At 71.3% G+C, this 19,643-nt stretch carries 14 protein-coding genes, 1 tRNA gene and 1 pseudogene; 6 read left to right on the top strand and 10 right to left on the bottom strand.

The window, feature by feature from the left end; genetic code table 11:
• Nucleotides 1-15 precede the first annotated feature (15 nt).
• Nucleotides 16-810: a 3'(2'),5'-bisphosphate nucleotidase CysQ gene (locus tag VFV89_RS14400; protein WP_329706640.1), complete on the bottom strand. Its 795-nt coding sequence runs from the start codon at nt 808-810 to the stop codon at nt 16-18.
• Between the two features lie 158 nt (nt 811-968).
• Here VFV89_RS14400 and VFV89_RS14395 point away from each other — a divergent pair, with 158 nt between their 5' ends.
• Together VFV89_RS14395 and VFV89_RS14390 are read left to right on the top strand one after the other, a co-directional pair.
• Nucleotides 969-2,456 carry a HAMP domain-containing sensor histidine kinase gene (locus VFV89_RS14395; protein WP_329706639.1) on the top strand — a complete coding sequence of 496 codons (1,488 nt, stop codon included), beginning with the start codon at nt 969-971 and terminating at the stop codon, nt 2,454-2,456.
• Complete coding sequence (locus VFV89_RS14390; RefSeq protein WP_329706638.1) at nt 2,443-3,132, top strand: response regulator; 690 nt, start codon at nt 2,443-2,445, stop codon at nt 3,130-3,132. The genes VFV89_RS14395 and VFV89_RS14390 overlap by 14 nt, the downstream gene beginning before the upstream one ends.
• Before the next feature lie 9 nt (nt 3,133-3,141).
• Here the strand turns inward: VFV89_RS14390 and pth are convergent, their stop codons facing one another.
• Both pth and VFV89_RS14380 read right to left on the bottom strand, forming a co-directional pair.
• Complete coding sequence (pth, locus tag VFV89_RS14385) at nt 3,142-3,771, bottom strand: aminoacyl-tRNA hydrolase (protein WP_329706637.1); 630 nt, start codon at nt 3,769-3,771, stop codon at nt 3,142-3,144.
• Nucleotides 3,768-4,460, bottom strand: a complete 693-nt coding sequence (locus tag VFV89_RS14380) for a 50S ribosomal protein L25/general stress protein Ctc (RefSeq protein ID WP_329706636.1) — start codon at nt 4,458-4,460, stop codon at nt 3,768-3,770. The genes pth and VFV89_RS14380 overlap by 4 nt, the downstream gene beginning before the upstream one ends.
• Before the next feature lie 190 nt (nt 4,461-4,650).
• Here VFV89_RS14380 and pepN point away from each other — a divergent pair, with 190 nt between their 5' ends.
• Nucleotides 4,651-7,038 carry an aminopeptidase N gene (pepN, locus tag VFV89_RS14375; protein WP_329706635.1) on the top strand — a complete coding sequence of 796 codons (2,388 nt, stop codon included), beginning with the start codon at nt 4,651-4,653 and terminating at the stop codon, nt 7,036-7,038.
• Here pepN and VFV89_RS14370 read toward each other — a convergent pair.
• The 6 genes from VFV89_RS14370 to VFV89_RS14345 form a co-directional block, all read right to left on the bottom strand.
• Nucleotides 7,035-8,225 carry an ankyrin repeat domain-containing protein gene (locus VFV89_RS14370; RefSeq protein ID WP_329706634.1) on the bottom strand — a complete coding sequence of 397 codons (1,191 nt, stop codon included), beginning with the start codon at nt 8,223-8,225 and terminating at the stop codon, nt 7,035-7,037. The two genes, pepN and VFV89_RS14370, sit on opposite strands and share 4 nt — an antisense overlap.
• Before the next feature lie 140 nt (nt 8,226-8,365).
• Entirely contained in the window at nt 8,366-9,346 is a 981-nt protein-coding gene (locus VFV89_RS14365; RefSeq protein WP_329706633.1) for a ribose-phosphate diphosphokinase, read from the bottom strand.
• A gap of 37 nt (nt 9,347-9,383) precedes the next feature.
• Complete coding sequence (gene glmU / locus VFV89_RS14360) at nt 9,384-10,847, bottom strand: bifunctional UDP-N-acetylglucosamine diphosphorylase/glucosamine-1-phosphate N-acetyltransferase GlmU (RefSeq protein WP_329706632.1); 1,464 nt, start codon at nt 10,845-10,847, stop codon at nt 9,384-9,386.
• Between the two features lie 54 nt (nt 10,848-10,901).
• Entirely contained in the window at nt 10,902-12,788 is a 1,887-nt protein-coding gene (locus VFV89_RS14355) for an HAD family acid phosphatase (RefSeq protein WP_329706631.1), read from the bottom strand.
• 119 nt (nt 12,789-12,907) lie between these two features.
• Entirely contained in the window at nt 12,908-14,413 is a 1,506-nt protein-coding gene (locus tag VFV89_RS14350; RefSeq protein ID WP_329706630.1) for a Ppx/GppA family phosphatase, read from the bottom strand.
• Nucleotides 14,410-16,068 (bottom strand): MFS transporter, encoded by a 1,659-nt coding sequence (locus VFV89_RS14345; RefSeq protein ID WP_329706629.1) that lies wholly within the window; start codon nt 16,066-16,068, stop codon nt 14,410-14,412. The genes VFV89_RS14350 and VFV89_RS14345 overlap by 4 nt, the downstream gene beginning before the upstream one ends.
• Before the next feature lie 153 nt (nt 16,069-16,221).
• On the opposite strand from VFV89_RS14345, the gene VFV89_RS14340 reads away from it, so the two are divergent.
• A complete protein-coding gene (locus tag VFV89_RS14340) occupies nt 16,222-17,448 on the top strand; it encodes an arginine deiminase (protein ID WP_329706628.1) in 1,227 nt (408 codons plus the stop codon).
• Nucleotides 17,449-17,507: 59 nt separating this feature from the next.
• Nucleotides 17,508-19,025, top strand: a complete 1,518-nt coding sequence (locus VFV89_RS14335; RefSeq protein ID WP_329706627.1) for a YfcC family protein — start codon at nt 17,508-17,510, stop codon at nt 19,023-19,025.
• A gap of 24 nt (nt 19,026-19,049) precedes the next feature.
• Here VFV89_RS14335 and VFV89_RS14330 read toward each other — a convergent pair.
• Nucleotides 19,050-19,128 (bottom strand) — tRNA-Gln (locus tag VFV89_RS14330).
• A 239-nt stretch (nt 19,129-19,367) separates the two neighbouring features.
• Between VFV89_RS14330 and VFV89_RS14325 the strand changes: the two are divergent.
• Nucleotides 19,368-19,643, top strand: a pseudogene (locus VFV89_RS14325) (ATP-dependent DNA ligase); the annotation flags it as partial.

The raw sequence follows: 19,643 nt of genomic DNA, 5'->3' as shown, positions 1-19,643 counted from the left end.
TCCCGTCGAGACCGGTCACCCGGTCCCGTGCGCGGCCAGGTGGGCCAGGATCGCGTCGGCGAGCTCGGGGCGGCATACCACGAGGTCCGGCAGGTAGACGTCGTCCTGGTTGTAGCGCAGCGGTGAGCCGTCCACCCGCGAGGTGAACAACCCGGCCGCGCGAGCCACCGCCACGGGCGCGGCGGAGTCCCACTCGTACTGTCCGCCGGCGTGCACGTAGGCGTCGGTGACGTCGCGGACCACCGAGATCACCTTCGCGCCCGCCGAGCCCATCGCGACCAGCTCGCCGTCGAGCGCCTCGACCAGGGGCCCGATCCACTCCGGCGGCCGGCTGCGCGAGACCGCGATCCGGGGCTTCTGCGCGGTCCGGGGAGGTACGACGGCCGGGGCGGCGGTCGTGAAGGTCCGGCCGAGCGCCGGCTGGGCCACCGCGCCGGCCACCAGGTCACCCTCGCCGTCCGGCCCGGCGGCCGCCTCCCAGAGCGCGACGTGGACGGCCCAGTCGTCGCGCGGCGGCTCGGAGAACTCCCGGGTGCCGTCGAGCGGGTCGACGATCCACACCCGTGCGCTGCTCAGCCGGACCTTGTCGTCCTTGCCCTCCTCGGACAGCACCGCGTCGCCGGGGCGGTGCTCCCCGAGCAGCTCCATCAGCAGCTCGTGGGCGGCCCGGTCGCCGGCGTCCTTGAGCGCCCGGCCCTCCAGCCCCTCCTCGCGCACCCCGAGCAGCCGGCGGCCGGCGGTCTCCGCCAGCCACCCGGCGAGCACGTGGTCGTCGGCGTCGGTCGGGGGGCGGCCCGGGTCGAAGTCCACGGGTTCACCCTAGGGCCGTGCCGGGGTGCCCCGACCGGGGCCGCGCAACGCGAGTTCTCCTGCAACGCGAGGGACGGATGTGGTATAGGCTCGTGCCGCGCGAGAGCGGGGTGCCCGGGAGTCTTCATGTCGCCATGGCGCGACGGTTTGGGGGCCGAATGACGCTACGTCCACCGGACGGACTCTGGTCCACCCGTGGCACCGTCCTCGTGTTCGCAGCGGTCGTCGGACCGACCCTCGGATCGCTCGCACTCGTGCACAACGGGGACCTGACCCACACGCTCGTCGCCGTCCGCACTCTCCTCGTCGCCTGCGGCGCCCTGGTCGCGACAGGGCTGCTGATCGGCCACGGCCGGCTGGCCGGCAACGACCAGAGCCTGTGGCTGGCGACAGCCATCGGCATCCTGGCCACCACCGGCCTGGCCCGCGGAGGCTACGGGCTGACCCATCCCAACGGGCTCGAGATGCACACGGCCAACGTCCTTGTCGGCGGCGTCGCGCTCACCGTCGTGCTGACCGCCCTGCTCCTGTGTGCGCGTCGTTGGGGCGGCCCGGTCAACCCCCTGGTCGTGGGTGTCCCGCTGGCAGTGGCCTTCCTGGTCGGCCAGCAGCTGCTCATCATCGCCGACCCGCAGATGGACGCGGGACTCCTCCCGGTGTTCGCCGTCCTGCTCTGCCTCGCGGTGATCGGGCTGGCCGTCGCGGTGCAGCGCCTCGACACCCTGCCGCAGTGGGCTCGCGACCGGTTGACCCTCGCGGTGTGCCTGTGCGTGGCCAGCCGGATCCTGCTCCTGCCCTCGGCGCCCCTCGACGAGGCCGCCCAGGGAGTCATCTCGATCGCCGTCGGCCTGGCCGGCTCGCTCCTGCTCGCGACCACCGCCGCGGCGCTGCTGCGCGAGGTCATGACCGACGGGCAGCGTCAGCTCGTCGAGCTGCAGCGGCGGCTGGCGGCCGCCGAGGCCGAACGCCGGATCGACAGTGCGCGCCTCCACGACATCAACAGCCTGGTGGCCGGGATCGCCTCCGCGTCGAGGCTGATCCGCGACCTGCCGCCCTCCGACCACCGGGCCGGGCTGGAGGTCATGGTGCTGGCCGAGCTCGAGCGGCTGCAGCGACTGCTCGCCGACCGGGCCCCGAAGCCCGGACGGGTCCGTGGCTGGGCCCGGCGCGGTCGCCCCACGGGCTACGAGGGCACGTTCAACGTGGCCGAGGTGACCGGCCGGATCGCCCTGGTGCACCGCGCCCGAGGCCGCGAGGTGGCGTGGGAGGCGCGCGACGTACGGGTCGCGGGTGATCCCGACGACCTGGCGGCGATCCTCGACATCCTGGTCGACAACGCCGCCGCGCACGGCAACGCCGACGACATCTCGATCAAGGTCCGCCGGCTCCAGCACCAGGTCGAGATCTCCGTGGCCGACGACGGGCCGGGCATCCCCGCCGAGCTGCACGAGTCCCTGTTCGACTGGGGCACCCGCGGACCCGAGTCGGAGGGCAGCGGCATCGGGTTGGCCTCGGCAGCCGCGCTCGCCAGCCGGCTCGGCGGCCGGCTCGAGCTGGACGCGACGGCACCTGGCACCCGGATGGTGCTGACGCTGCCCGAGGCCGTGATGCAGGCGTCGGAGGAGCTCGCCGTTGCCGGGTTCTGAGGCCAGCGTCGTCATCATCGACGACCATCAGCTGTTCGCCCAGGCACTCGAGCTCGCGCTCAATGCGGCGGGGCTGAGCGCCGAACGGGTCGAGCTCCCCGTCAGTGCGTCCACGGCACCCCTGATCAGCAAGGTCCTGCGCCGGCGTCCCCGGGTGCTGCTCCTCGACCTCGACCTCGGTCCGCACGGCGACGGCTTCGCACTCATCGAGCCGATCGCCCGGGCCGGCACCGACGTCCTGGTCGTGACCGGCACCGAGGAGCCCGGACGGTGGGCGCGGGCCATCATGTCGGGCGCACGCAAGGTCCTCGCCAAGACGACCCCGTTGTCCACGGTGGTCGGCACCGTCGACCGGCTCCTCAAGGGGCTGCCGGTCATGACCAAGGAGGAGCGGGAGGAGCTCCTCGACGCCTGGGCCAGGCAGCGTGAGGGCAACGAGCAGCTGTGGGCCAAGTTCGACCAGCTGACCCTGCGGGAGTCGGAGGTGCTCGGCCTGCTGATGCAGGGGCACACCGTCCGCGACGTCGCCCGGCACAGCAACACCGCCGAGACCACCGTGCGCACCCAGGTGAAGTCGGTCCTGGCCAAGATCGAGGTCTCGTCGCAGCTGGCTGCGGTCGGCCTCGCCTACCAGATCGGCTGGCGCGCGCCGTTCGACCTGCCGCTCAAAGGGTGAAGACCCCGTCTAGGAGTTGAACCGCTGCTGGGTCTCGGCCAGGCCGAGGGTCAGCAGCGACTCGACGGCGTCGGCGGCCCGGTCGACCTGGAACGGCAGCTCCTTGCGCTCGGCGCTCGAGTAGTTCGAGAGCACGAAGTCGGCCGGGTCCTGCCGGCCGGGCGGGCGGCCGATGCCGACCCGGAGCCGGTAGAACTCACCCGTCCCGAGCGAGGCCCGGATCGAGCGCAGCCCGTTGTGCCCGTTGTCGCCGCCGCCGAGCTTGACCCGCATCGTGTCGAAGGGGAGGTCCAGCTCGTCGTGGATGGCGACCAGGCGCTCCGGCGCGACCCCGTAGAACTTCAGCACGGCCTTCGTCGGCCCGCCGATCTCGTTCATGTAGCAGCGCGGCCGGACCACGACCACACGGGGGCCGGGCGCGCCCGGGACCTGTCCTCCACTGGCGAGCCGCGCCTCGGCCACCTCGGACCGGCTGGCCCGGTGCGCCTTGAAGGGCGTACCGAGCCGGCGGATCAGCTCGTCGGCGACGAGGTAGCCGACGTTGTGCCGGTGGCCGGCGTAGGCCGGACCGGGGTTGCCGAGCCCGATGACCACCCAGGGCTCGGCCCCCGTCACTGCGTCGGCGCGGCGCTCACTCACTCCTCGGAGGAGCCGCCCTCGGCAGCAGGAGCCTCGCCCTCGCCCGAGGTGTCGGCGGCCAGCTCCTCGTCGGTCGGCGTGTGCTCCTCGCGCTCGATGCCGGCCTCGGCCTCGGCCTCCTCCAGCTCGGCCTCGACCTCCTCCTCGGTGCGCTCCTGGACGATGTTCACGACCAGCGTCTCGGGAGAGGTGAGCAGCACCGAGCCCTCCGGCAGCGTGAGCGAGCCGGCCAGGATCTGGGTGCCGACCTCGGCGCCGGTGATGTCGATCTCGATGCGCTCCGGGATCGCGGTGGCCTCGGCCTCGATCTGGACGGTCGCGTGCTCGGTGACCACCAGGGTCTCCGGCGCCGCGTCGCCGTGCAGGTGGACCGGTACGTCGACGGTGACCTTCTCGCCGCGGCGCACGGCGACGAAGTCGATGTGCTCGATGATCCGGCGGATCGGGTCGATCTGGACGGCCTTGGTCAGCGCCAGCTGCTCCTTGCCCTCGATGACGAGCTCGAGCAGCGCGTTCGCGCCGCCGTGCTTGATCGCCATCATCGTGTCGTGGCCGGGCAGGGTCACGTGCACGGTGTCGTTGCCGTGGCCGTAGACGACCGCGGGGATCTTGTGCTCGCGCCGGATCCGGCGCGCGGCGCCCTTGCCGAACTCGGTGCGGGTCTCGGCGGCGATCTTCTCGGTGGCCATGCTGGGGGTGCTCCTCGGTGTCTTCGTGGGTCCGGGGCCTCGACGCGATCGCGGAGGCACGCCCGCCCGAGAGCCGGAGCGCCTGCCCTGTCGATCACGGAGCCCTGACCTGCAGTGGGCTCCCTCGCCGAGGCAACCGCAGCAGTTTATCCGTGGTGCCCGCGCATCGGCCAATCCGTAGGTTGAGTCCGTGCCCTCCCTCACGCTCGCCGAGGCCCGCGCGCGGGCCGCGCAGCTCTCCGACGTCTCGTACGCCGTCGAGATCGACCTCACCGACCCGGCGTCGTTCCGCAGCCGCGCGACGGTGCGGTTCGCCTCCCGCGCTCCCGAGACCTTCCTCGAGCTGCACCGCGGCCAGGACGTCCGGGTCAGCGTCAACGGCGTCGCGGTCGATGCGGCGTACGACGGCACACGGATCCTGCTGACCGGGCTCGTGGACCGCAACGAGGTGGTGGTCGACACGCGGCTCCCCTACGTGACCGACGGCGACGGGATGCACACCTTCACCGACCCCGCCGACGGCGAGCGCTATGTCAGCGCCTACGTCGGGATCGACATCACCCAGCGGGTCTTCGCCTGCTTCGACCAGGTCGACCTCAAGGCGCCCGTCGCCGTGCGGGTGGTGGCCGACCCCTCGTGGACCGTGCTCTCCAACGCTCCCGGCACGCAGGGGGCCGGCGCCTGGGAGTTCGCGCCGACGCCACCGATCCCGATCGACCTGTTCGTGCTCTGCGCCGGCCCGTGGCACTCGCGGACCTTCGAGCACGCCGGCCTCCCGATGGGCTGGCACGCGCGCGCCTCGATCCGGGGCGAGCTCGACCGCGACTTCGACGAGCTGCGGCGGGTCACCGAGCAGTGCTTCGACCACTTCGGCGAGCTGTTCGACGAGCCGTTCCCGTTCGACACCTACGACCAGGTCTTCGTGCCGGGGCTCAACTGGGGCGCGATGGAGAACCCGGGCTGCGTCACCTACCGCGACGAGATGCTCCCCCGCGGCCGGGTCACCGAGGTGGAGCGACGGCAGCGGGCGATGGTCATCGCCCACGAGATGTCGCACATGTGGTTCGGCGACCTCGTGACGCAGACGTGGTGGGAGGACCTCTGGCTCAACGAGTCGTTCGCGGAATACATGGGGTTCCGGGTCAGCGAGGCGGCGGCCGGCTTCGAGGGCACCTGGGTGGGCTTCCAGGTGACCCACAAGCCGCGCGCCATGGTGGCCGACCGGCGCCGCTCGACCCACCCGGTCGCCCCGCTGCCCGAGGACGTGCCCGACGTCGACACCGCGTCGACCAACTTCGACGCGATCTCCTACGTGAAGGGCGCCTCGGCGCTGCGCCAGCTCGTCACGTGGATGGGCGACGAGGACTTCCTGGCCGGCGTGAACGCGCACCTGACCCGCCACCGGTTCGGCAACGCGACGCTGGCGGACCTGGTCGACGCCCTCGACGACGCCTCGCCGCGCGACGTGCGCAGCTGGGCGGACGTGTGGCTGCGGGACGCCGGGCACGACACCATCCGCGTCGAGCGCGACGGAGGGGTGGCGGTGCTGGTCCGCGAGGGCAAGCGTCCGCACCGGCTCCTGGTCACGGCCTACGACGACGCGCTGGCCGAGTGTGACAGCCGCTGGGTCGACCTCGACGACGAGCCGGTCCGGCTGGACGACTGGCCCGGCCGGGTCGTCGTCCCCAACTCACACGGCGAGACGTTCGCTCGCGTGGTCCTCGACGAGCGGTCGTGGGCCGCGGTCGAGGACGGCCTCGGCTCCCTGGAGGACGACCTGGCCCGGTCGGTGCTGTGGTGCACCGCGCTGGACGCGGTCTACGCCCGCGACCTCCCGGTCGAGCGCTATCTCGACCTCGTCGAACGGCACCTGCCGGCCGAGCGGAGCTCCAGCATCGTCACCACGGTCCCGCAGTCGACGCTCGGCCCGGTCCTGTCCCGGCGGGTGCCCGCAGCGCAGGCCGCGACCGTCCACGAGCGGGTGGCCGCGGCGTGCAGGGCGGGGCTGGACGCGGGCTCCGATCCCGAGGGGTTCACCCGCGGCCTGGCCAGGGCCAGCCGGGACGTCACCGAGCTGGGCCGCTGGCTGACCGAGGGACGCACCGACCACGACGTGGAGCTGGACCCGCAGCTGCGCTGGCAGGTCGTGCACCGGCTGGCCCTCCTGGGCGCTCTCGACGCCGGCGCGATCGAGGCCGAGCGCCGCCGCGACGGTACGGCGGACGGGGACCTCGGCGCCGCCACCGCGCTGGCCGCCCGGCCCACGGCCGACGCCAAGGACGAGGCGTGGGCATCGTTGGTGGGCGAGGACGTCTCGAACCGGCAGTTCACCGCCGTCACCAGCGGCCTGTGGCCGGCCGAGCAGGCCGGGCTCGCGGCGGCGTACCTGCCCCGCTACCTCGAGGCCGGTCCCCGCTGGGCGGCGCGCGGGCCGGCCTTCGCACAGACGGTCGGGGTGGGCTTTCCGGCGTTCCACCTCGACGAGGCCCAGCTCGACCTGCTGCGGGAGGCGCTGGCCGGCGAGCTCCCGACGGTGCTGCGCCGGCAGTGGGAGGACGTCCTGGACGACAGGGTCTAGCGGGAGCGGTCGCCGAGGAGGGCGGCGACGTCGTCGTGCCCGAAGTGCTCGGCCCAGCCGGCGGGGGTCGCCCGGAACCGGGTGTCGGTCACCGCCGGGTCGGCGCCGAGCTCCAGCAGGAGTCTCACCAGCCCGGTGTCCCCGTTGCCCGCCGCGGCGTGCAGCCCGGTCTCCCACTCCTGGTCCGAGGGGACGTCGATGCGGGCCTTGCGGTTGACGTCCCAGCCGAGCCCGACCGCGCGGTGGACCGCGTCGCGGTCGCCGAGCTCGGCCGCCCACGCCACCAGTCCGGGCCGGGCCGCGACGGCCGCGGCCACCGCCTCCGGGTCGACGGCTGCTCCCGTGAACACCGCGGCCAGGACCGCCTCCTCCGGCGACAGCACCGGCGACGCGCCGAGACGCTCGAGCAGCTCCGCGGTGCTGGGGTGGCCGCTGGTCGCGGCGGCGGCGTACGCCGAGCGCCGGGCGATCCCGTAGCGGCCGCCGACCTCGGTGTCCGGGTCCACGCCGTGGGCGACCAGGAGCCTGACCCGCTCGTCCATGCCGTGGGCCACGGCCCAGGCCAGTTGGAAGGCCAGCTCGTCCCGGTCGTCCAGCCCGAACTCGAAGAGCAGCTCGAGATGGCAGTCGTCGGGGTCGAAGGTGCGGTTGTAGAGCGTCTGTGCGTCGTTGGGGTCGGCTCCGCCCTCGAGCAGGGCCCGCGCCAGCGCCTCCCACTGCGGGTGCGGCGGCTGGGCGGTCACCCCGCTCTCGCCGTGCCCGAAGGCGCCGGTGAGAGCGGTGAACGGCGGGTGGTTGCCGTGCCAGAGGTAGCCCGCGTCCGGGTCGGCGCCCGCCTCCAGCAGTGCACAGACGGCGTCGCGGACCGCCTCGGCGGTCACCTCCGGGTCGTGCCGGGCGTAGGCGAGGTAGAGCAGCGGCGGCCACCCGAACGGCCCACCCTCGGTGGCGGCCTTGGCCCGGTCGGCGGCCAGGAGCCGTCGCAGCGTCGTACCGTCCGCGCGGGCGGCGGCCACGTGCACGCTGTCCGACCCCAGGTCCGGACGGCCCACCAGCAGCGCCTGCGCGTTGGCCCACCGGGCCGGGGAGTCTCCGCCGTAGGTCAGGCAGGCCAGCCGCAGGAACTCATCGGCCGGATCTGCCTGCGGGCCGGCCAGGTCGGGCTCTCGTGTCGAGTACTCACGCATCGGCAGTCACGCAACCATCCGCTGGTCGAGCCTGTCGAGACCACCGCAGCCCAGACACCCGGGCCAGTCCCAGCGCCGGCGGCGGACATCTCGACAAGCTCGATGAGCGGTGGTCGAGACTCGGGCCACCGTGCGACTGACTATGCGTGCCCGTCGAACATCGAGGTCACCGAGCCGTCCTCGAAGACCTCGCGGATCGCGCGCGCGATGAGGGGCGCGATCGAGAGCTGGGTGAGCTTGTCGAACTCGCGGTCCGGGGTCATCGGGAGGGTGTTGGTGACGACCACCTCGGACACCGGGCAGTTCTTGAGCCGGTCGACCGCGGGCTCGGAGAGGATCGCGTGGGTGGCCGCGATGACCACGCCGGCAGCACCGTCGGCCATGATCGCCTCGGCCGCCTTGGTGATGGTCCCGCCGGTGTCGATCATGTCGTCGACCAGCACGCACATCCGGCCCCGGACGGCTCCGACCACCCGGTTGGCGACGATCTCGTTGGGTCGGTCGATGTTGCGGCTCTTGTGGATGAATGCCAGCGGCGCACCGCCGAGCCGCGAGGCCCAGCGCTCGGCGACCTTGATCCGGCCGGCGTCCGGCGAGACGACGGCGAGCGGCTGGTCGCCGTACTTGGCGCGGACGTGGTCGGCGAGGATCGGCAGGGCCATCAGGTGGTCGACGGGGCCGTCGAAGAAGCCCTGGATCTGGTCGGCGTGCAGGTCGACGGTGATCAGCCGGTCGGCCCCGGCGGTTTTGAACAGGTCGGCCACCAGCCGGGCCGAGATCGGCTCGCGGCCGCGGTGCTTCTTGTCCTGGCGCGCATAGCCGTAGAACGGCATGACCACGGTGATCCGCTTGGCGCTCGCCCGCTTGAGGGCGTCGACCATGATCAGGTGCTCCATGATCCACTCGTTGATCGGAGCGGTGTGGCTCTGGAGGACGAACGCGTCGCAGCCTCGGACCGACTCCTCGTAACGGACGTAGATCTCGGAGTTGGCGAACTCGTAGGCCGACTGCGGGACCAGCTCGGTGTCGAGCAGCGAGACGACCTCCTCGGCGAGCTCGGGATGCGCCCGACCGCTGAAGACCATCAGGTTCTTCTCGGTGGTGCGCTTCATTCCCGTCATGCGTGGAGCACTCCCGGCAGGTCGGCCTCGGCGGGTGTCACTCGCCGTCTTCCTCGCCCAAGTGTTCCACGCCGTCGAGAGCGGCTGCGGCGGCGTCCGCCTGGGGGGTGCCGGCACGCTTGGAGATCGCCCACCGCTCGAGGTTCCGCTGCGGCCCGCCGCTGACCGCGAGCGCACCGGGCGGCACATTGCGACGGACCACGGTGCCGCCCGCCGTACCGGCTCCGTCGCCGACCTCCACCGGCGCCACGAAGGTGTTGTTGGCGCCCGTCCTGGCGTAGCGGCCGACCTTCGTGCGGTGCTTCGCGACGCCGTCGTAGTTGGCGAAGATCGTGCCGGCCCCGATGTTGCTGCCCTCGCCGATCTCGGCGTCACCGACGTAGGAGAGGTGCGGGACCTTGGCGCCGTCAGCGATCTGGGCGTTCTTGGTCTCGACGAAGGTGCCGATCTTGCCCTTCGCGCCGAGGACGCTGCCCGGCCGGAGCCGCGCGTAGGGCCCGACGTCGGCGCCCGGCCCGATCACCGACAGCTCGGCGTGGGTGCGTACGACGCGGGCGCCCTCGCCGACCTCGCAGTCCTTGAGCGTGGTGTCCGGCCCGATGACCGCGTCCTCGGCCACGACCGTCGCGCCCAGTAGTTGGACTCCCGGCAGCAGGGTGACGTCCGGGCTCAGCACGACGTCGGCGTCGATCCAGGTGGTTGCCGGGTCCATCACCGTGACCCCGGCCTCCATCCAGCGGGTCACGATCCGCTCGTTCATCACCCGGCCGGTGCGCGCGAGCTGGACCCGGTCGTTGACCCCCTCGGTCTGCAGCACGTCGTCGAGCTCGTGCGCACCGACGTGCAGCCCCGCCTCGCGGGCCAGTCCGACGGTGTCGGTGAGGTAGTACTCGCCCTTGGCGTTGTCGTTGGAGAGCTTCGGCAGCGCCTGGGCCAGGAACGTCGCGTCGAAGGCGAGGATGCCCGAGCTGATCTCCTGGATCGTGCGCTGCTCGTCGGTCGCGTCCTTCTCCTCGACGACCCCCTCGACCTCGCCGTCCTCGTTGCGGACCACCCGTCCGTAGCCGAACGGGTCGGCCACGACGGCGGACAGGATGCTCACCGCCCGCTGCGCCGCCTCGTGCTCCTCGGCGAACCGCCGCAGCGACCCTGCCTCGAGCAGGGGCGTGTCGGCGTAGGCCACCAGCACCGTGCCCTCCGGCACCTCACCGGCCGCGGCCACCGCGTCCATCGCCACCTGCACCGCGTGGCCGGTGCCGTGCTGCTCCTCCTGCACGGCGAGCAGGACCTCCGGCGCGAGCGACTGGATGTGCGGTGCCACCTGGTCGCGCTGGTGGCCGACCACCGCGACGATCCGCCGCGGCTGCACCTGCTGGACGGCCGCCAGGACGTGCCCGACCATGCTCCGGCCGGCCACCGGGTGCAGGACCTTCATGGTCTTCGACTTCATCCGGGTCCCGCCGCCGGCGGCCAGGACGATGACGGTCAGCTCTCCGGGCACCGGCTCACTCTAGGACGTGTGAGCCGGTGCCCGGACGGGCAGTGCCTGCTCTGCTCAGGGCAGGTAGTAGGTCGCGTTCGGCAGCTTGTAGACGTGGTCGGCGAACCCACCGATCAGGTCCGACCACTGGTCGCCGAAGTTGCCGACGATGTCGTAGCCCTGGTCCTCGATGTGCGCGCGGGTGCCGGACTTGTACTCGATGGTCGAGCACGCGTTGTCGGAGCCGCAGTCGACCCACGGCTGGGTCGGGATCGAGGCGTTGCCGTTGGAGACCGTGACCGCTCCCTTGGTGAAGTAGTGCGCCGAGGTGAACAGCGGCTTGCCCGCCGCGTCCACGTACCCCTTCTCGGTGAGGTTCGCGACCGTGTCGGCCTGCTGGCTGGTGCCCCGGCCGGTCAGGCCGACCACGGTGCAGCCTGCCGCAGCCGCGGCCTTGACGAGACCGGGCATCCCGGGCGTGGCCGGGAAGAGGTGCTGGGAGACCCAGGTGCCCTGGAGGACCGGGTCGAAGACGAACTTCATCGCCCCGTCCTCCATGTCGTAGGTCCACAGCGTCGTGTCGTCGGCGTCGAAGACCACGGCCGGCTGAGCGGGCAGCGTGATCGCGTCGAGCGCGGCCTGGTCCTTCTTCAGCTTCTTCTTCGCCTTGTCGAGCTTCTTCTGCGCACGCTTGCGGGCCTCCGGGTTCTTCGCCTTCTTCACCGCCTTCTTCGCCTTCTTGACCTTCTTCTCGTCCTTGGCGACCTTGGCCTTGGCGGCGTCCTGCTCAGCCAGCGCTGCGTTGTAGGCCGTGGCCCGGGTCGTGCAGTTGCTGACCACCTGCGGCGTCCAGGCCGACTCCAGCGCGGCGAGCTGGGTGATGTAGGGCGAGGTCGTCTTGTTGGCGATGCCGCTCGAGTCGGCGCCGTAGTAGCCCCGGATCATCTTCCGCAACGGGTCGATGTTCGGGATGTCGTCCCCGGTGCGCAGCGAGTAGCCGCTGGAGCCGTCCGGCTGCATGACGTACGACGTGGGCGGAACCATCGAGTCATCGCTCGTCGGCGCGGTCAGGAGGTCGGGCGAGGCCAGGAAGTAGGTCGGGTTCGGGATCTTGGTCGAGCTGTCGGCGAAGCCGCCCTGGAGGTCGCTCCACTGGTCACCGACGTTCATCACGATGTGAACGCCGTCGGCATTCTCGATGTTCTCGCGGGTCAGCGCCTTGTACTCCACCGTCGAGCAGGAGGCCGGATTGCCGTCCGCGGTGCAGTCGACCCACGGCTGGGTCGGGATGGACGCGGGAGGACCGGCGACCGTCGGGTCCTTGGTGTACATGGTCGCGGCGGTGAACAGCGGCGTGCCGCCGGGCTGGCCGTTGTCGGTGAAGCCCTGCTCGTTGAGGTTCGCGATCGTGTCGGCCTCCTGGGCGCCGGGGCGACCCGTGATGCCGTAGAGCGCGTAGCCGCGCTGGTTGAGCTGCCTGAGCAGCCCTGGCATCCCTGGCACCTTCACGAACAGGTGGTCGGTGACCCACTGCGCGTTGAGCGCGGGGTCGAAGTTGAAGTTGGTGGCCTTGTCCTCGAAGTCGTAGTTCCACAGCAGCGTGTCGTCGACGTCGAAGGTGAGCGCCGCGTTGGCGGGCGCGGGGTCCGGCAGGCTGTTGAGGATCCGGTTCTCGATCGCGTGCACCTCGTCGATGTAGCGCGAGCTGGTCTTGTTCGCGATCCCACCGCTGGCGTTGTAGTAGGCGCGGATCGTCGACTTCACCGAGTCGATGTTCGGGATCGCCTCACCGTCGGTGGCGGCCGCGACGGTCCCGTCCGCCGGGTTGACCACCATGGTGAACGTCGTTCGGGGCGCGAGCGGGTTGTCCGCCCACGCGGTCCCGGCGGTCGACACGAGGCCGACTGCGAGAGTGACTGCGGAGGCGCCGGCGACGGTGCGCAGGAGTCGTGCTGAGGTCATCGTTGTCCTTCTGGAGCCGGGTGGACGGGTGGGCATATGTGACTCCCGACGCCGCCCGCTGTCAAGCATCGCCCGGAAGCACTCGCCGACGGCTCTGCTGTGTGCAGGTTGCGTGCAGGTCAGCGCGCCGCCGTTCCTCGCGTGCCGAACCGCTCAGCGAGCACGCCGTAGCGCAGCCCACGGTCGCTGACGGTGAGCGAGTCCGCGCCCAGCTTGTCGAGCACGGTCCGCACGATGCAGGCCCCGGCGAGGATGACCTCGGCGCGCGCCGGCTGCAGCCCGACGATGCTCCGTCGCTCGTCCGCGGTGCGGGTCCGGTAGAGCTCGATCTGCCGGTCGATCTCGTCCCGGTCGAGCACCGTGCCCTGCACGACGTCGGGGTGGTAGGCGGCGAGCGCGTGCTTGACCGCGGCGAGGTTGGTCACCGCGCCGCCCATCGCGATCAGGGTCTCGGGTGGGTCGCGCCCGTCGAGGCGGTCGAGGTCGCGGCCGATCGCGGCGAGCGCCGCGGCCAGGTCGTCGTCCGAGACCACACCGTCGAGGGCGAACTGCTCGGTGAACCGGACCGCGCCGACCTCGACGCTGAACCGCTCGTCCACCCGGTCGCGCTCGCCGAAGCTGAACTGGGAGCTGCCGCCGCCGGTGTCGAACACGACGCTCGGCCCGCGCACCGGCAGCCCTGTCGTGGCCGCCAGGTAGGCGAGGCGGGCCTCGTCCTCGCCGGAGATGACCTCGACGACGACGCCGCAGCGGTTCTGGACGGCGCGGACGAAGTCTGCCGCGTTGCCGGCGATGCGCAGCCCGGCCGTCCCCACCGCCGCGATCGCACCGACCCGCTGCTGCTTCGCCTCCTCGACCATCGCGGCGATCGCCTCGACCGTCCTCGCCGTCGGCTCGGGACCGAGCCGGCCGGTCTCCCTGAGTCCGTCGCCGAGCCGGGTGACCTCGGCGCGGTCGACGACGGTCCGCCAGTCGCCGTCCGCCGTCCGCTCGCCGATGTGGAACTTCACCGAGTTGGTCCCCACGTCGATGACGGCGAACCGCTCCGGCCCGAACCGCTCCAGCACCCTGAGACCGCGTCCGAAGTTCACGTTGGGATACGTGGCCAGCCCGAGGTCCCTGAGCACGGCCATGACGAGGGCCGGGTCCTCGGACTCGATCGCGACCGTGTTCGTCGCGGCACGCTCGGTGCGCACCTCGGTGAGCTCCGCCATGCATCCGCCGATCCGATAGCGGACCCGACGCTTGTGCACGTCGACGGCGAGCAGGTCGGGGTTCGGGCCGACCACCTCGTCGAGCACCACGTCCAGCGGGTACTCGTCACGAGCCGGTGCGGTCACGGCGACCCCCAGCGCGGTCGTGACTGCGTCGAGCTCGCTCGGCGAGAGCGGGAACCTCGCCTTCATGACCGGCGTCCACTGCTCGAGCCCGTCCTCGCTCACCTCTTGCAGGTGCTTGATGTCCATCAGGTCGTCACGCACCTTGACGACGTCGGTGCCCGTCGCCGACACGACGTAGAGCTCGGTGCTCTCGACGACCTGCTCGACCGGCAGCTCGGCGAAGACCGCGCCGGCTTCGCCGAGCTCCTGGCCGAAGCTGCGCCACTCCCAGCGCGGGACGATCACGTCGCCTCCGCTCCCGGCGGAGCGGACGCCGCGGCGCCGGCGGGCGAGCCGACCGCCCGGGTGGGCAGCAGCCGGGTGAGGAAGATCGCGAGGGCGGCGAGCAGGGCCAGGACCGCCAGGCTCAGCCGGAGCGCGGTGATCCGCGCGGACGTGTTCTCGTCGACGATCGTGGAAGAGACGTCATCGGGCACCCCGGCGTCCTCGAGCGCGCCCTCGAGGTCGGCATCGGAGACGAACGGCGCGCCGCCGGCCAGCTGGACCTGCGCCGACTCGCTGACCTGGTCCGGCACGTCGGGGTTGTTCTCGATGCCGTTAAGGAACGACGCCGTGAGCGCGCCGATCAGCACCGAGCCCGCGAGCGCCGTACCGAGCGAGGCACCGAGGTTGGTCGAGGTGTTCTGCAGACCGCCCACCTCTCCGCTCATCCGGTCCGGCACCGCCGAGACCGTGACCGCGCCCAACTGCGAGGAGAGGGCGCCGACGCCCAGCCCGGCCAGGAGCAGGGGGACGGTCACGACCTCCGGGCCGGTCCCGATGTCGAGCGCGGCGAGCAGGGCGATGATGCCCGCCAGCAGCGCGGCCAGCCCCCAGGCCACCACCTTCCGAGGGGATGCGGTCGGCCAGAACCTCGGGATCCCGATCGCGGCCACGAGGAGGGTCACCGAGAGCGGCAGGAGCCGGACCCCGGTGTCCAGCGCGCTCAGCCCGAGCGCGACGGAGAGGTAGAGGGGGATGGTGAAGAACAGTCCGGCCTGGAGGAGGAACTGGAAGAGGAACATCACCAGCCCGCCGGTGAGCTGGGCGTTGCGCAGCATGTCGAGGTCGACCAGGGGCTCGCGACCCTGGGCCACCATGTGCCGCTCCCAGGCCATGAAGAGCCGGAGCACGACCACGCCCGCGACGATGAGCCACAGCGTCAGCGAGAGGCCGGCGATGCTGGGGGCCCCCTCCTTGGCGTCCACCCAGCCCCAGGAGCCGGACCTGAGCACGCCGTAGACGGCGAGCCCGAGCCCGGCCGCCGAGAGTGCCGCACCCCTGATGTCCAGGTGGGAGCGGGCTTCCGGCGGCGCGTCCTGGATCCGGCGGGTGAGTGCGAGGATGGCGATCACGATCACGACCTCGCCGGCGAAGACCAGCCGCCACGTCCAGTACGTCGTGACCGCGCCGCCGATCAGCGGTCCGGCGGCGACGGCGATCGCGCCCGCCGACGCGACGAGCCCGTAGGCCCGGGGCCGGTCGGCAGCGCCGAAGTTGGAGGCCACGAGCGCGACGATGGCCGGCATGATCAGCGCGGCGCCGAGCCCCTCCAGCACCGACCAGCCCAAGATCAGCACCGCCAGGTTCGGCGCCAGCGAGGTGGTGAACGAGCCGGCACCGTAGACCACGCACCCGATCGCGAACGCCCGGCGTCGGCCGATCATCGTGCCGATCTTGCCGCCGGTGATCATGGTCGTCGCCATCACCAGGGTGTAGAGCGTGATCGCGGTCTGCACGCCGGTCACCGTCGTCCCGACGTCCTTGGCCACCTGGGCGATCGACACGTTCATCACCGAGCTGTCGAGGGTCATCAGGAACTGCGCCGAGGCCAGCGTCATCAGGACCAGGCCCGCGCCGGCACGGGCCTGTTCGCCCGCCAGGGGCTCCACTCGCGCCATCGCATCTCCCGTGCCGCCGCGACCTGCAAGGGTGTGGCCGGCCCAGCTCAGCGCGGAGCCATCCCGAGGGGACGTTCCCACCACGCCCGGCCAGTCGGCGTCCCCCGGTACGGGTGAGGCAGGCAGTACGTCGGCCCGTCTACCTTCACGCTCATGTTGCACGTCGATTCCGAGGTCGGCCGGCTTCACCAGGTGATCGTCCACCGGCCCGGGCTCGAGCTCACCCGCCTCACCCCGGCCAACGTCGACGACCTGCTCTTCGACGACGTCATGTGGGCCCAGCGCGCGCGCGAGGAGCACGACGCCTTCGCCCAGAAGCTCCGCGACAAGGGCGTCAAGGTGCATCTCTTCGGCCAGCTCCTCGCAGAGGCGCTGGACCAGCCGGACGCCCGAGAGTTCGTCCAGGACGAGCTCACCACCGCCACCCGGTTCGGGCCGGCGCTGGACGCGCCACTGGACGAGCTCGTCGCCTCCATGCCCGCCGAGACCCTCTCCGAGGTGCTGATCGGAGGGGTGCTCAAGCGGGACGTGCAGCTGGACGAGGCGTCGAGCCTGTTGATGGAGTACCTCGACCCGGACGACTTCCTCCTCGCCCCCCTCCCGAACCACCTGTTCCAGAGGGACAACACGGCGTTCGTCTACGACGGCATGACCATCAACCCCATGTCCAAGACGGCCCGCAAGCGCGAGACCATCAACTCCAGGCTGGTCTTCAACTTCCACCCGATGTTCCGGGACGCGGACCCGCCGCTGCACTTCTACTACGGCAACGACAACATCACCCACGACCCGGCCAATTGCGAGGGTGGCGACATCCTGGTGATCGGCAACGGAGCCGTGATGATCGGCATGGGCGAGCGGACCACCCCCCAGGGCGTGGAGTTCCTGGCCCGCGAGTACTTCTCGCACGGATCGGTCACCAAGATCATCGCCGTCGAGCTGCCCAAGACCCGTGCGTTCATGCACCTCGACACCGCGATGACGATGATCGACAGGGACGCCTTCAGCGTCTATCCCTACCTTCCCGACGACCTGCGCTCGTTCACGCTGACGCCCGTCGGCAGCGGAGGTGACTACCGCGTGGCCGAGAACTCCGAGCTCTTCCCCGTCGTCGCCGAGGCCCTGGGTATCGAGAAGCTGCGGGTGCTGCGCACACCCATCGACGTCCTCGGTGCCCAGCGCGAGCAGTGGGACGACGGCAACAACTTCCTCGCCGTGGCCCCCGGTGTGATCTTCGGCTACGAGCGGAACACGACGACCAACACCTTCCTGCGCCGCAACGGCATCGAGATCGTCACCATCGCCGGTGGCGAGCTCGGACGCGGTCGCGGCGGACCGCGCTGCATGTCCTGCCCCATCGAGCGTGATGCGGTGGAGTGAGCGCCCCAGCGACGTGAGCCGGATCTTGGCACTGCGACCACCACGAGGGAGGCAGGATCGTGTCCACCGAGACTCGTACCACCGAGGCTGAGCAGGCGCCCAGCGGACGGAAGTTCACCTTCCCGAGCGCCTTCACGGTGCTGTTCGTGGTGACCATCGCCGTCTGGCTGCTGGCGTTCATCATCCCGACCGGGGCCTACGACCAGGAGGACGGCGCCCCGGTTCCCGGGTCCTACCACCACGTCGACGCCGGCCTGTCCTTCATGGACCGGCTGATGGAGCTGTTCATCGCACCGATCAACGGCCTCTACGGTGTCCAGAACCTCGACACCGGCTTCATCGGGCCGTACGAGACCGGTGAGCTGTTCGGCGCGGCCGGCGTGTTCATGTTCGTGATCGCGATCGGCATCTTCATCACGATGTGCCTGCAGACAGGCGCGATCGACGCAGGGATCGCACGCGTCGCGATGCGCTACTCCACGCGCGGCCCGGTGCTGATCATCGTGCTGATGGTGCTGTTCTCCATCGGCGGCACGACCGAGGGCATGGCCGAGGAGACCCTGGGCTTCTACGCGCTCGTCGTACCGCTGATGCTGAGCCTTGGATACGACCGCATGGTCGCCGCCGGCACGATCCTGATCGGCGCCGGGGTCGGCACGCTCGCCTCGACGGTGAACCCGTTCGCCACCGGCGTCGCCTCCGATGCCGCGGGGATCTCGATCGGTGAGGGCATCGGGCTGCGGTTCCTGATGTACCTCGTGCTGGTGCCGATCGCGATCGTGTTCGTGCTCCGCTACGCACGCCGGATCAAGGCGGATCCCGCCCGCTCGCGGACCGAACCGCAGCCGGGGGACGACGAGGTCGCGGCCGCCGGCATCGGCGATGTCGCGGACCTCACCGCCAAGCAGAGGATCGTCCTGGCCATCGTCGGGCTCACGTTCGCGTTCATGATCTTTGCGATCGTCCCGTGGGCGCAGGTCATCGACGGCCCGGACGCCGACAGCTATGCATGGCAGCTCGACTGGTACTTCCCCGAGCTGGCCGCCCTGTTCCTCGCGATGTCGATCGTCGTCGGCTTCATCGGCGGCCTCGGCGAGAAGGGCCTGACCGACACCCTGGTCAAGGGCGCCGCCGACTTCGTCGGCGTCGGCCTCATCATCGTGATGGCGCGCGGGATCACCGTGATCATGAACAACTCACAGATCACCGACACGGTCCTGCACTCGATGGAGAACGTCGTCAACGACACCTCGAACGGCGTGTTCGGCGCCGCGATGTTCTTCGTCAACATCCCGCTGGCGTTCCTGGTCCCGTCGACGTCGGGACACGCCGCGCTCGCGATGCCGATCATGGCGCCGCTCGCGGATTTCGCGGACGTTCCGCGGTCGATCGTCGTCACGGCGTTCCAGTCCGCGTCCGGCCTGGTCAACCTGATCACCCCGACGTCGGCGGTCGTCATGGGTGGGCTCGCGCTCGCCAAGGTCCGCTACGACCAGTACCTGCGCTTCATCGCGCCGCTGCTCGTGGTCCTCTTCGTGCTCTGCACGGCGTTCCTCGCCATCGGCGCAGCCGTGTAGTGCGCCGAGGTCGCCGACCTCTTGCTCCCCGGGTAGGAGTCGAACCTACGTCGCTAATCCTGATTCAAAGTCAGGCGGGCCCTACCGGCAGACCAACCGGGGATCGATGCCCAAGGGTAGAGGGCCGAGCCGACCCACGACGGTGGCTGAGTCGCGAAGCACCCCAGAGACGACCGACCGACCACGATGGCTGAGGTGCGAGGCGCCCCGGCGCCGAGCCTCGAAGCCTCCACAGGAAAGGCACCTGCGCAAGCCCCAGCCCCGGCTCACCAGGCTTCGAGGCTCAGGCCTTGACGGCCTTCGCACCTCAGCCACCGCCGACCCGCGGCTAGTGTCGCCACCGTGGACCTGCCCGTCATGCCGCCCGTCCTCCCGATGCTCGCGAAGTCCGTCAAGGGCATCCCCGACCCGGCCAGGCACGGGAGCGGGCTGGTCTTCGAGCCGAAGTGGGACGGGTTCCGCTGCATCGTGTTCCGCGACGGTGACGAGGTCGAGCTCGCCAGCCGCAACACCAAGCCGCTGACCCGCTACTTCCCCGAGATGGTCGAGGCGGTCAAGCGGCAGCTGCCCGAGCGGGTGGTCCTCGACGGGGAGCTGTTCGTGGCGCTGGGCGACCGG

The organism is Nocardioides sp., assembly GCF_036274455.1.
Classification (GTDB): domain Bacteria; phylum Actinomycetota; class Actinomycetes; order Propionibacteriales; family Nocardioidaceae; genus Nocardioides.
This window is presented reverse-complemented; position numbering and strand designations above follow the sequence as displayed.

Bases quoted from the DNA above. Each gene is read 5' to 3' on its own strand.
- VFV89_RS14395 (WP_329706639.1), top strand. From the start codon at position 969: ATGACGCTACGTCCACCGGACGGACTCTGGTCCACCCGTGGCACCGTC.
- VFV89_RS14345 (WP_329706629.1), bottom strand. From the start codon at position 16,068: ATGGCGCGAGTGGAGCCCCTGGCGGGCGAACAGGCCCGTGCCGGCGCG.
- VFV89_RS14365 (WP_329706633.1), bottom strand. From the start codon at position 9,346: ATGACGGGAATGAAGCGCACCACCGAGAAGAACCTGATGGTCTTCAGC.
- VFV89_RS14370 (WP_329706634.1), bottom strand. From the start codon at position 8,225: ATGCGTGAGTACTCGACACGAGAGCCCGACCTGGCCGGCCCGCAGGCA.
- VFV89_RS14355 (WP_329706631.1), bottom strand. From the start codon at position 12,788: ATGACCTCAGCACGACTCCTGCGCACCGTCGCCGGCGCCTCCGCAGTC.
- VFV89_RS14340 (WP_329706628.1), top strand. From the start codon at position 16,222: ATGTTGCACGTCGATTCCGAGGTCGGCCGGCTTCACCAGGTGATCGTC.
- VFV89_RS14380 (WP_329706636.1), bottom strand. From the start codon at position 4,460: ATGGCCACCGAGAAGATCGCCGCCGAGACCCGCACCGAGTTCGGCAAG.